Annotated in this window: 9 protein-coding genes; 5 read left to right on the top strand and 4 right to left on the bottom strand. The window is 69.3% G+C overall.

The window, feature by feature from the left end; all coding sequences use genetic code 11:
• Positions 1-14: 14 nt before the first annotated feature.
• Positions 15-230, bottom strand: coding sequence for a hypothetical protein (locus R3E98_00865; GenBank protein ID MEZ4421932.1), 216 nt, complete (start codon positions 228-230; stop codon positions 15-17).
• A gap of 312 nt (positions 231-542) precedes the next feature.
• On the opposite strand from R3E98_00865, the gene R3E98_00870 reads away from it, so the two are divergent.
• Entirely contained in the window at positions 543-845 is a 303-nt protein-coding gene (locus tag R3E98_00870) for a Rho termination factor N-terminal domain-containing protein (GenBank protein MEZ4421933.1), read from the top strand.
• 126 nt (positions 846-971) lie between these two features.
• Here R3E98_00870 and R3E98_00875 read toward each other — a convergent pair whose 3' ends face one another.
• Together R3E98_00875 and R3E98_00880 are read right to left on the bottom strand one after the other, a co-directional pair.
• A complete protein-coding gene (locus R3E98_00875) occupies positions 972-1,631 on the bottom strand; it encodes a hypothetical protein (GenBank protein MEZ4421934.1) in 660 nt (219 codons plus the stop codon).
• Between the two features lie 307 nt (positions 1,632-1,938).
• On the bottom strand, positions 1,939-3,438 hold the full coding sequence (locus tag R3E98_00880) for a trehalose-6-phosphate synthase (GenBank protein MEZ4421935.1): 1,500 nt from the start codon (positions 3,436-3,438) through the stop codon (positions 1,939-1,941).
• 381 nt (positions 3,439-3,819) lie between these two features.
• Between R3E98_00880 and R3E98_00885 the strand changes: the two genes are divergently transcribed.
• The 4 genes from R3E98_00885 to R3E98_00900 all read left to right on the top strand — a co-directional run bounded on the left by R3E98_00885 (position 3,820) and on the right by R3E98_00900 (position 11,340).
• Positions 3,820-4,500: a response regulator transcription factor gene (locus tag R3E98_00885; protein ID MEZ4421936.1), complete on the top strand. Its 681-nt coding sequence runs from the start codon at positions 3,820-3,822 to the stop codon at positions 4,498-4,500.
• A 350-nt stretch (positions 4,501-4,850) separates the two neighbouring features.
• A complete protein-coding gene (locus R3E98_00890; protein ID MEZ4421937.1) occupies positions 4,851-9,914 on the top strand; it encodes a chemotaxis protein CheB in 5,064 nt (1,687 codons plus the stop codon).
• A 212-nt stretch (positions 9,915-10,126) separates the two neighbouring features.
• Positions 10,127-10,297, top strand: coding sequence for a hypothetical protein (locus tag R3E98_00895; protein MEZ4421938.1), 171 nt, complete (start codon positions 10,127-10,129; stop codon positions 10,295-10,297).
• Positions 10,294-11,340, top strand: a complete 1,047-nt coding sequence (locus tag R3E98_00900) for an AI-2E family transporter (GenBank protein ID MEZ4421939.1) — start codon at positions 10,294-10,296, stop codon at positions 11,338-11,340. Before R3E98_00895 ends, R3E98_00900 begins: the two co-directional genes overlap by 4 nt.
• A gap of 28 nt (positions 11,341-11,368) precedes the next feature.
• On the opposite strand, the gene R3E98_00905 is transcribed toward R3E98_00900, so the two are convergent.
• On the bottom strand, positions 11,369-11,719 hold the full coding sequence (locus tag R3E98_00905) for a hypothetical protein (GenBank protein ID MEZ4421940.1): 351 nt from the start codon (positions 11,717-11,719) through the stop codon (positions 11,369-11,371).
• Positions 11,720-11,752: the final 33 nt, after the last annotated feature.

An 11,752-nucleotide genomic window follows, 5' to 3' on the forward strand; every position in this document is an offset into this window, starting at 1 on the left:
TCCGCTTCTCCGGCTCAATGCTCGCGCAGGGCCTCGATCAGCTCCCGCCGCGTCATGTGCGACCGGCCCGGCAGCTCCACCAGGCGGGCTCGGGCGAAGAGCTCCTCGTGCGTCCACGTATCGAGGTCGGCCGTGGCGCCCTCGCGCGCCATGCGCTCGGCGCGCCGCACCCACGACGGGTGGACCGTCTCTCCCGGACGCCAGGCGCCGCCTGGCACACCGCTCCCCATGCGTCACCTCCTGTGGTCGGGAGTGTGGCTGGGGGGTGCAGGGGGCAGGGGGCGTGCCGTGGGACGCCGTCCTCCTTGTGGCCTGGCTGCTGGAATTGCGGCCGGCGCGCGGACCCCCTGCCGCGCCATCGTGTTTCCGCGCGTGCCGCGGCTGCACGATCCCGCCGGAGGCGCCGCGCGAGGGGGCGGTGGTGTCGCGGCGAACGAAGACCAGGCCTCGGACGGACGATGCGGACGGACGTGGGCCTGGGATCCGGCACCCCGCTTGCGCCCAGTGGGGCCGTCCCCCACGGACGAACCGGAGGAGGTCCCATGCCTCAGGGCAAATGGAGCAACAAGGACGAGCGGAAGTACGAGCACATCAAGGAGAGCGCCCAGGAGCGAGGCCGCTCCGAGTCGCGGGCGAAGGAGATCGCCGCGCGGACCGTGAACAAGCAGCGGCGTCAGGAGGGACGGACCCCCAACCAGACGACCCAGGGCACGGGAAACCCCAACAGCAGCCTGGAAGACCGCACGGTGGACGAGCTGAGGAACCGCGCCCGGGAGCTGGACATCGAGGGACGTAGCTCCATGAAGAAGTCGGAACTGATCGCCGCCATCCGGCAGCACTCCTGACGGTCCGGACGATCCCACGACCAACGGCCCCACACCGACTGCGGTGTGGGGCCGTCGCCTTCTACTCCCGGTCAACGATCCGCTCCCGATCAGCGATCAGCACTGCCGGGAGAGAACGTGATCGGATCAGTTGAGGCCGTATTCGCCTTCAGCCGACTCGAAGTTCCCGCACGCCAGGGGCTCACCATTCGCCTCGAGCTGCAGATGGTACGTGTCCTCCTGCTGCGAGGTCGCATCGGCACCGCTCCAGGCGCTCCCGTCCGTGGTGTCGCTGACGCGGGTGGTGTCGCGCACCTGCGTGCTGTCCCACATGGCCATCGTGTCGCGACTCGCATCGTCCATCATGCGGTCGTGATCCATCTCTCGGGCCTCATCCGTCATGAGGGTCGACAGCTCCTCGTTCCTCACCGTCTCGGTCTGCATCAGCTGACCGGTCGCGTCGGCCGTGAAGCGGCCGAGCTCGGCAATGGTGGTCGTGCCGGCCGAGCAGGCTCCGCGATGCACCAGCAACGCCACCTCCTGGTTGGGCTCGAGGCCACGCACGTCGAACTCCAGTTCCACGGGGTGGGCCATCCCCATCCGATCCCCCGCGGCCGCGTCGCTCCCGGTCCTCAGGTGCACTTCACCCATGACCGCCTCGTCACTCAGGGCGCGCATCTCCACGCGGACCGTTCCGTTGTGTTGGCCCTCCATGGGGGGGCGTTCCTGCTGGGCCGACAGGGCCATCGGTATCGCGAGAGCCGCTGCCGCCGCGGCCGTAGCCGCCTTCATCGTCTTGCTATCCATCCGTATCCTCCCGTTCGTCATCGAAGATCCCATCCGCGCGGCGCAGCCGCCGCGGAACTCCGGGATTGCTCCCCTACAGGGCGCAGGGTGCACGCCAGCGCGTTTCCGCACCGTGACGGGATTCTCGGGAGCCGGAAGCTGCAGGGATTGTTCGACCGCTACGGATCGTGCAGGAAAAGACGGAGAGGGCCGCGCGCCGGCCCTTTGTCGGTGGAGACGGAACGGCCCGCCCACGCACGGCCCGCCCGGCGTTTCCTTCGCCACCGGCAAAGGGGGCGGCTCCCCCGAGGCGGTAGCCGTCGCTCCGTCACCCCACCGGCTGCAGTGCCGGCCGCGCCGCGTGCGCTCCTTCCCCCACCTGGAGGAGGTGTTGCGCCCACTCGTAGACGTCCCAGGTGCGGATCCTCCGCACCATGGTCGACATCCGCCGCCGGCGCTCCTCGTCCGGCATGGTCATCGCCGTGTGCAGGGCGTCGGCCACCGCCCGGGCGCCGTGCGGATTCACCACCAGCGCCTCACGCAACTCCGACGCCGCGCCCGCGAAACGGCTCAGGATCAGCGCTCCGGGGGCTTCGTCCGGCTGACAGACGCAGAACTCCTTGGCCACCAGGTTCATTCCGTCCCGCACCGGCGTGACCAGCGCGACGTCCGCGGCGGCGTACTGTGCCACCAGCTCTTCCCGGCTCCACCGACCGTACTGATAGTGCACCGGCACCCATCCCCTCGCCGAGAACCGGCCGTTGATCTCGCCGACCCGGCGCTCGAGCTTGTCGCGGAGCGCCCGGTACTCGGGAACCGATTCCCGGCTCGGGATGACGAGCTGGGTCAGACAGACGCTCCCCTGGAGCTGAGGGCGCTCCTCCAGCAGAGACTCGAGCCCCGCCAGCTTCTCCAGCAGCCCCTTCGTGTAGTCCAGTCGATCGACGCCGAGCAGCAGATGGGGCACGTCCATCTCCGCCCGGATGGCCGAGGCCCGAGCCCGGGTCTGCTCGCTGCGGGCGAGCGCCTGGAACTCGTCGACGTCCACGGAGATGGGATAGACCCCCGAATGGCGCTCGCGCGTGGGACGTCGCTCCACCGTGCTCACGAAGTTCCGATGGTCCAATGCGGTCTGGAACCCGACCCGGTCCGCCTGCAGGAGACTGGCGGTGATCTCTTCCGCCCACGGCAGCCGCTCGAAGAGCTCTCCGGGCGGAAACGGCGTGTGGATGAAGCACGTGATGGAGTTGCCCAGCCCTTGACCCCGTAGCAGGCCCGGCACCAGCAGCAGGTGGTAGTCGTTGATCAGGACCTCGTCGCCGCGCCGCACCTCCCGCAGCACAGCCTCTGCGAAGTGCTCGTTCACGCGGCGGTACCCCTTCCATTGACGCTCGGAAAGCGAATCGGAGGGTGCAAAGCCGTGGAGGAGGGGCCACAGGACACCGTTGCAGAAACCGGCGTAGTAGTCGTCGATCTCGTCTGCGCACAGATGGACCGGGTGGATCCCGAACCCCGCATCGCGAGCGAATCGCTCCAGAGCCAGCCGGTACTCCCGCGGGCCTGCCTCGCGATCCTCGGTGGCCAGTCCAAGCCAGCCGATCCACAGTCCCCCGCGTCGTCGCACGAGCGGACCGAGGGCTGTGACCAGACCGCCGTCTGCGGGAACCAACCTCAACTCGTGCGAGTCGTCGCGCACACGAACGGGAAGGCGGTTGGAGACGACCACGATCCGGGGAGCGGCGTCCGACGACGTGTGGTGCCTGCGGTGCGACGGGTGGGGGTGCGTTCGAGCGGTGCGTGACGCAGGTCCCGGGACGACGATGCTCATGAAACCGATTTCCTCGTGGGGGCTTGGCCGCGCCCTGCAAAGCAAGCGACATGCCTTCGGCAGAGGCCATGGGCGCGCCTGACTCGTGTGGCCCCCGGCCTCGGGTCGTGTTCGCGCGTGCGTACACCTGCACGACGGGCGGACGCGCGGGCGCGCCTGCTCGGACCGATAGCGGACGCCGGCGGGGCGGGCCGACGGGCGCCGGCTCGGCCTGCGGACGGGCGCCGCAAGGTGGGGGCGAGTCGCGCGGCCGGGATCGCGCCAACGGAGAGGGGTACATCCCGCGCCGTGCGCGTGCCGGGCATATCCGTTGCACGCAGCTGAGCCCCACATCTCTGCCGCGATCCTCTCCACCGGCCGCCTGTGAGGCGGATGGATGCCGTGACCCGACGCGTCGCTCTGATCGAAGCCAACCCCTTGCTGCTGTGGGCCCTCGTCCACCTGCTGGGTGCCGAGAACGGGGTGCGGGTCGTCTCCGCACTCCGGGGTCCGTCCGGGCTGGCGCAGATCCTCGAGCGGGAGCGACCCCACCTTGTCGTGTTGGATCCGGGGCTGGACGCCCTCGCGCGAATCCGCCTCATCCCGGCTCTGCTCAAGCGTGACCCGACGCTTGCCGTCCTCCTCTTCGCTCGGCAGCGTGACCTCGTACACCTGTCCCATGCTGCGCGCGTCGGCGCCCGTGGCTGTGTACTGAAGAGCGACAGCCCCGGTCGGATCGTCGACGCCGTTCGTGCCGTGCTGCGGGGAGAGCGGTGGGTGGGCCAGCCAGAGGGTGGGGGCGGGGACGCCTTCACCCGACGCGCTCCCGTTTCGCACGATCTCGTCGCGGTGCAGCCGCTTTCGGCACGCGAGATGGAGGTCTTCCGCCTCATCGGAGACGGCCTTGCGCCCCGCCACATCGCGTTGAGTTTGGGGCTATCCGTCAGCACGGTCGAGGTCCACCGACAGCAGATCCGACGCAAGCTGAAGCTCGAGAATTCCGCTCGGCTGACGCGATTCGCGGTGGCCTGGTCACGCGACGGCCGCGAGCTCGCGAGCCCGGATGGCGACACTCGGCGGTAGCCTTGCCCCTCGCGATCCTGCACGGGTCGTGCTTGCGGCTGGGTCCCCACTCACGTGCCACGCGTCACCGCCGACAACGCCTAGGATGGATGCCTTTCCGTCCGCGCGCGCCACGACACGATCCTCCCGCCCGCGCGCCGCGTCACGACGCTCGGGAGCCCGTACTCGGCTTGCGCCAGCCTGGAGCCCGGCCCACCTTCGGCATGCTTGTCCGGGTCACGGTGCGGGGAACGAACCGCTTTGCCACCCCCACACCCTCGTGCGGTCCCGCCTGCTCTTCTCGCCTCCCGGCATGCGGTGCGGCTCCCCCACGCTCCCGCCAGGACACCGCCTCCATCAAGGAACCCTGTATGTCGGCTGCGGCTGTGAGTGAGCCCCGTCTCGTCGTGGGGGTGGGAGCCTCCGCGGGCGGATTGGACGCGTTCCGGACACTGGTGCGGGCCGTGAGGCCCGGCTCCGCCATGACGTTCCTGCTGGTGCAGCACCTCGACCCGACCCACAAGAGCCTGCTGGCCGAACTGCTGTCGTCGCACACGACGCTGCTCGTCCAGGACGCCACGCATGGAACGGTCCTCGAGCCCGACACCGTGTACGTCATTGCGCCCGACACGGCCCTCGCCGTGCGGGACGGTCGGATCGAGCTCAGCGCGCCTCGCACACACCGCCGGATCCGCCTGCCGGTCGATCATCTCTTTCGCAGCCTGGCGCGTGAGTTCGGACCACGCGCCGTGGGAGTCGTGCTGTCGGGCGCCGGCAGCGACGGAACAGCGGGCGTGCGGGAGATCAAAGCGGTCGGCGGACTCGCGATCGCACAGAAGCCCGAGCAGAGCGGTCAACCGGGGATGCCGAGCAGCGCCATCGACACCGGTCTCGTGGATCTCGTTCTCGGCATCGACGAGATCCCCGACGCCCTGGAGCGCTTCGCGAGCCTTCCCCCGGGCGTCCACGCCGACATCCTCGCCCGCGAGGAGGAGCAGCTCGTACTGGACCGCGAGCAGCGGGCCGGACTCGTGCCGGTGCTGGACGCGGCTCAACTGGCGCGTCTGTCGGCGCTGCTGGAGGCTCAACAGGGCTTCGACCTGCGCGTCTACAAGACCGGGACCATCCAGCGGCGTGTGCTCCGCCGGATGGTCCTCTCCGGGTTCGAGTCGGCAGACGAGTACTTCGGTCATCTGCGCGACCATCCGGCGGAGCAACAGACCCTGCTGCGCGACCTCCTCATCAGCGTCACGGAGTTCTTTCGGGATACGGAGGCCTTCGAGACGCTGCGACACAGTGTCGTCGATCCCCTCGTACGTGCCGCCCCCGCAGGTACGACCCTGCGCGTATGGGTTGCCGGCTGCGCCACCGGGGAGGAGGCCTACAGCCTGGGAATGGAGTTCCTGGAGGCGATCGACGCCCGCGGCGCCCGGCTGGGTCTACAGATCTTCGCAACGGACGTCGACGCCGAGGCCATAGGCATCGCCCGGGGGGCCGAATACCCGCTCTCCATCGCGGACCAGGTGTCGCCCGAGCGGCTCGAGCGCTTCTTCCAACCTCTGCCTGGCCGCGGCTTCCGCGTCCGTCAACCCCTGCGGGAGACCGTGTCGTTCGCGCTGCACGATCTCACCAAGAACCCACCGTTCTCGCGGATGCACCTGGTGAGCTGCCGCAACGTGCTGATCTACCTCACCGCGGAGGCGCAACGTCAGGTGCTCCGCGTCCTGCACTTCGCGTTGCACAACGACGGATATCTCTTCCTGGGCCCGTCGGAGTCCCACGGAGCGCAGCGGGAGCTGTTCAGTGCGCTCTCCAAGTCCTGGCGCATCTACCGGAAGACCGGTCCCTCCACCCCACTGCCGGTCGAGCGCGGCTCGCACCGTCTGCCTCAGACCCTCCCGGAGCCACTCGTGGCCCAGGCGCACCCGCACCCGGGCCTACATGGCGGCCCCCGTGAGGACCGACCGCGCGGAGCCCTACTCGATGCCTGGGTGCCGCCCAGCGTCGTCGTCGGCGCGGAGGGCTCCGTGCTCTATATGCACGGTGAGCTGGGCCCGTTCCTCGCCTTCCCTCAGGGCGACAATCCGACCCTGGAGCTCCTCGGCCTGCTCCGATCCCATCTCCTCACGCGTACCCGCTCGGTACTGTACCGCTGTCGCCGGGAAGGAAGGCCCGTGGTCGCGCTGTCGAGCCCGACCGAGCAACAGCAGCGCGTCCGCATCACGGCGCACCCGGCGCCGGTCCTCGGCGACCTCGCTGTGGCCATCAGCTTCGAGCTTCTCCAGGACGCGGAGCCCGAGCAGGTCCCGGAGGCAGGCACGGGAGACGACGCGGTGATCGAGCAACTGGCGCAGGAGCTCGACGCGACGCGTCAGGACCTGCGCAGCACAATCGAAGAGCTGGAGACCTCGAACGAAGAGCTGCGGTCTTCGAACGAGGAATCCATGTCGATGAACGAGGAGCTCCAATCCGCCAACGAGGAGTTGGAGGCCACCACGGAGGAGCTGCGGTCGCTCAACGAGGAGCTGACCACGGTCAACAGTCAGCTACGCGAGAAGATCGATCAGCTCGAGCAGGCGCACGACGACCTCCACAACTTCTTCACCAGTACCAAGGTCGCGACGATCTTTCTCGACGACGAGCTGCGCATCAAGCGCTTCACCCCGGCCGCGGCCGAGCTCCTGGGTATCGATCACACGGACCTCGGTCGGTTCGTGAGCACTATGGCGCGCGATCTGCTGCAGAACGGTCTCGAAGCCGAGGCACGGCACGTGCTCGACAGCCTGAACGGGGTGGGCCGCGAGCTGCGGAGCCAGGGCGACCGGTGGTATGACCGCCGTATCCTGCCCTACCGCACCGAATCGCGCCGGATCGAGGGGATCGTCGTCACGTTCACGGACATCACCGCCATCCGGGAAGCCGCCGCCCGGCTCCAGCTCCGGGAACAGCAACAAGCGCTCATCGCGCGCATGGGCGTACACGCGCTTCGGGAGTCGAACCTCCAGGGGTTCCTGGACCAGGCCGTCCGCGACGTACAGCAGACCCTCGGGACCGACTTCTGCAAGATCCTGGAGGTGCAGCCCGGCGGTCGGCAGCTCCTTCTGCGGGCCGGCGTGGGATGGGCGGCTGGCTATGTGGGCGAGCGCGCGGTGGGGGCCGGCCCCGACTCCCAGGCCGGGTACACCCTGGAGGCCGGCGGTCCCGTCGTCGTCGAAGACCTGGCTCAGGAGCGCCGGTTCTCAGGACCGGAGCTGCTGCGGGACCATGGTGTGGTCAGCGGCGTTTCCGCCGCGATCCGCGACGGAGACAACGTCTACGGCGTGCTCGGCGTCCACACGCGCAGGCCGCGGACGTTCACAACGGAGGATGCCCACTTCGTGGCCGCGGTAGCGGGGGTGGTCGGGGCAGCGATCGGCCGCTTCCAGACCCGCCGCCGGCATGCCATCGAGCTGGGTGTCTCCCAGGTACTGGCCGGCTCCGGCGATGTAGACACCCTCCTGGACGACGTGCTGCGCTGCTTCGCAAAGACGCTGGACACGCCGGTAGGAGAGCTGTGGTGGCGCCCCGACGCAGACCGGCCCGCGGAACGCCGCATCCTCCATACGTCTCCGCCTTGCGACCGGCGACAGGTGTTGCACCATCTGCGCGGGCACGATACCCACAGCACCCGCATGGTCGAGCAGGCGCTGGAGGAGCGGCGCGCACGCTGGTGGACCGACCTGGGGCGCCCGTCCCTGACCGACCTCGTTCCCGCAGCAGAGCCGCTCGGGCTCCAATCCGCGCTCACGTTTCCGGTCTTTCTGGGTGGCAACGCCATCGGCGTGGTGCGCCTCTTCGCTGCACGGCGCCTGCTGGCGGACCCGCTCTTCCTCCACTCGCTGGAGAACATCGGACGCGCCGTGGGGGACTTCGTCGGAAGGGCGGACCTGCACGCGCGGGCCCGGCGCCTGGCCGCAATCACCGAGTCTTCGCACGACGCCATCCTCAGCTATGACCTGAACGGGATCGTGACGGATTGGCTCGCGGGCGCGGAGGCATTGTTCGGGTTCGTACGGGACGACATCGTAGGGACGCCCGTGTATCGCATCGTCCCGGAGGAGCGGCGCAAAGAGATCGACGAGACCCGGGAGCGGATCCGAAGGGGCGAGGTCATGGACCCCTACGAGACCGTGCGTCTCCACGCGGACGGGTCCTCCGTGGACGTCTCCGTGCGCAGCTCGGCTGTCCGGGACGAAGAAGGCGCAGTGGTCGGGGTCACATCCACTGATCGAGACATCAGCCGCCTGCTCGAGACCGAACGCGTGCTGAAGGAGGCGGACCGGCAGAAGGACCAGTTCCTGGCCATGCTGGGCCACGAGCTACGTAACCCGCTGACGGCGATCCGGGCGGCGGCGGACCTGATCGGCTTGCAACCCCTGGATCCGGCGCTCCAGAGGGCCCAGCAGATCCTCCAGCGGCAGACCCACCACATGGCCCGGCTCCTGGACGGCCTGTTGGACGTTTCCCGCATCGTCAACAACCGCATCGCGTTGGAGCGGCGCCCGGTGGACCTGGCCGCCGTGTGCCGGGAAGTGTTGGAGGATGTCCGGCGACAACTCGGGGACCGTCCCCTGGACCTCAGATCGCGCCTTTCGAAGACGCCGGTATGGGTTTTCGCGGATCGTGTGCGGATGGTACAGATCGTGGACAACCTCATCTCCAACGCCGTCAAGTACACCGAGGACGCGGGGGTCGTCCAGGTCACGCTCAGCACGCGGCGAGGGCACGCGATCCTACGGGTCACGGACACCGGGATCGGCATCGACGCGGAGCTGCTGCCGCACGTCTTCGACGTATTCCGGCAGTCACAGCAAGGGCTGGCTCGCTCGGCCGGCGGACTCGGACTGGGCCTGGCGTTGGTCCGCTCGCTCGTCGAGCTCCACGAGGGGGAAGTCACGGCCAAGAGTGGGGGTTCGGGACGCGGATCCGAGTTCGAGGTTCGCCTTCCCCTCGGATCTGCACCCGCCCGGGCTGGACGTCCCGCCGAGGACGGAGCGGACGCGCGGCTCCGCCTGGTGCTGATCGAGGACAACCCCGACGCTGCGGACGTGCTCCGCGAGCTTCTGGAGCAGGCCGGCCATGAGGTGGCGGTGGCGACCCAGGGCCGTGACGGCATCACCGCAGTGGAAGCGGCAAGGCCGGACGTCGTCCTCTGCGACCTGGGTCTTCCCGACATCGATGGCTTCGAGGTTGCGCGGAGCATTCGCAGCACCCGCGAGCTGACCGACGTGCGGCTGATCGCCCTGTCCGGGTACGGGCGGGCCGAGGATCGGGCGCGGGCGCTCGCGGCCGGCTTCGATCTCCACCTCACGAAGCCCGTCGCGCTCGAAGATCTCCGCGCGGCTCTCAACGCACCGTTGGACCCGCGCGGCACGGGCGACCGGGACATCGAGTAGCCCCCGCCTCGTCCGGGGCGGACCTCGGCGGCGAAGTACCGACAAGAACGCACGGGCCGCGCGCAGAAGATCCTGGCGAAACACGATCGTCACGGGACAGCGGGTGCTCGACACGCCAAGGCCCCGCTACGCTCGGCTCCGCGTTGCCGCCGCCGGTGGTGCGTGTCTTGCTCCCTCCCGACGCAAACAACCGTGTCCGGAGGGATGATCCTGTGCTGAAGACCTTGGGCAAGCTCTACGCCTACAAGAAGAGTCCCGTGCGCACCTTCACGCTACTGCACCCCATGCGCGCGCTCCGTTGGGGTGTCATCTTCCTCATCGTCCGCACCGTGATGAGGCGCTTCCGTGTGACCGCGGACCTTCCGCCGTCGCCCCAGGCTTGAACCGGCTGGTCCCACCCGGCCCGTTCCGGCTGCTGCTCACCGGGATCGGGCTCGTTGTCCTCCTGCTTCTCGGCTGGCAGCTGGCGGACGATCTCCTCCTGCTCTTCGCGGCCGCCCTGTTCGCCGCCGCCGCCTCACGTGGAGCAGAGGCGCTCGCTGGGGCCACGCCGCTGAGTCGGGGCTGGGCGTTGGTGCTTGTGTTGCTGGGCGCCGTCGTGCTGGTGGCCGCCTTTCTGTGGTTCGCCGGGCTGCGGTTCACGTCCCAGCTCGAGGTGCTGACCGAACGGATTCCCGCGGGACTCGACCGCGTCCGGGACAGCCTGACCGCGAACCCCGTATTGCAGCCGCTGACGGCGGAGATCGAAAGCCTGATCGCCCAGTTCCGAGAGGGCGAGGGCGCCGCGGGTAGCAGCCTCCTGACGGCGTTCCGTGTCACCACGGGTACGCTCTTCGCGCTCGTGGCGTGGGCGGTGCTGGTGGTCTTCCTCGCCGCGGACCTCCACCGCTACTCGGGAGCGATCGTGCGGCTGGTCCCGCCTCGTGGACGGGAAGCCACGCAAGACCTCTTCGAGCATCTCGGTGGGGCACTGACCTGGTGGCTCCTGGGGCGTCTGGTGTCGATGACGCTGGTGGGCATCCTCACCATGGTCGGGCTCTTCCTGCTGGGCATCCCGTTGGCCTTCGCGCTCGGGCTGATCGCAGGCCTCTTCTCCTTCGTGCCGTTCCTGGGCCCGCTCGCGGCCACGGCCCCGGCGGTGCTCGTGGCGCTCGGTCAGGGACCGACCACGGCGCTCCAGGTGTTGGGGCTCTACGCGCTCGTGCAGTTCCTGGAGAGCTATCTGATCACTCCGCAGGTGCAGAAGCGCATGGTCTCGGTTCCTCCAGTGGTGCTCATCGCCGCGCAGATCGGGATGGGCACGCTGCTGGGGATCGGCGGCGTCATGTTCGCCACGCCGCTGGCGCTCACCGTGGTGGTGGGGATCCAGGTGCTCTATCTGAAGCGCACCCTCGGCGAGCCGGTACACGTGTGGGGGGAGCGCTGACGCCGCTCGGCGCCTCGGCACCCCACCATCAATGCGGTTCGCCCCCCGGGCCATCTCCGGATCCGCCTCCGCCACCCAGCTCGAACGCATCGAAGGCGACCACACCGATCGTCAGGGCCGTGATGCCCAACACCGCCGTGCGGAGCCAGGAGATCTCCTTCACCTGGACCGACCGCACCGCATCCAAGGGCACTTCGACCGTCCATCCCTCTCCCGGCAGGCCGTAGCCCGTCGCGGACTCCACCCACGAGGCGGAGAGCGACAGCGGTCCGACGTCGGCGCTCGGCCACCGCGCCACCTCACCCTCCACCCGGACAACGTCGCGCGCGGTCAAGCTGCGCAGCGGTACGTCCCGGCCCGGCTCGACTCCGATGCGCACCGGGGTCCCCTGCGGAAAGGGGCCTTCCGCCGG

The sequence above is a fragment of the Gemmatimonadota bacterium genome (assembly GCA_041390125.1).
Classification (GTDB): Bacteria; Gemmatimonadota; Gemmatimonadetes; order Longimicrobiales; family Gaopeijiaceae; genus JAGQIF01.

Excerpts from the sequence above, each read along its gene's own strand:
- R3E98_00870 (MEZ4421933.1), top strand. The coding sequence starts at position 543 with ATGCCTCAGGGCAAATGGAGCAACAAGGACGAGCGGAAGTACGAGCAC.
- R3E98_00875 (MEZ4421934.1), bottom strand. The coding sequence starts at position 1,631 with ATGGATAGCAAGACGATGAAGGCGGCTACGGCCGCGGCGGCAGCGGCT.
- R3E98_00890 (MEZ4421937.1), top strand. The coding sequence starts at position 4,851 with ATGTCGGCTGCGGCTGTGAGTGAGCCCCGTCTCGTCGTGGGGGTGGGA.
- R3E98_00865 (MEZ4421932.1), bottom strand. The coding sequence starts at position 230 with ATGGGGAGCGGTGTGCCAGGCGGCGCCTGGCGTCCGGGAGAGACGGTC.
- R3E98_00880 (MEZ4421935.1), bottom strand. The coding sequence starts at position 3,438 with ATGAGCATCGTCGTCCCGGGACCTGCGTCACGCACCGCTCGAACGCAC.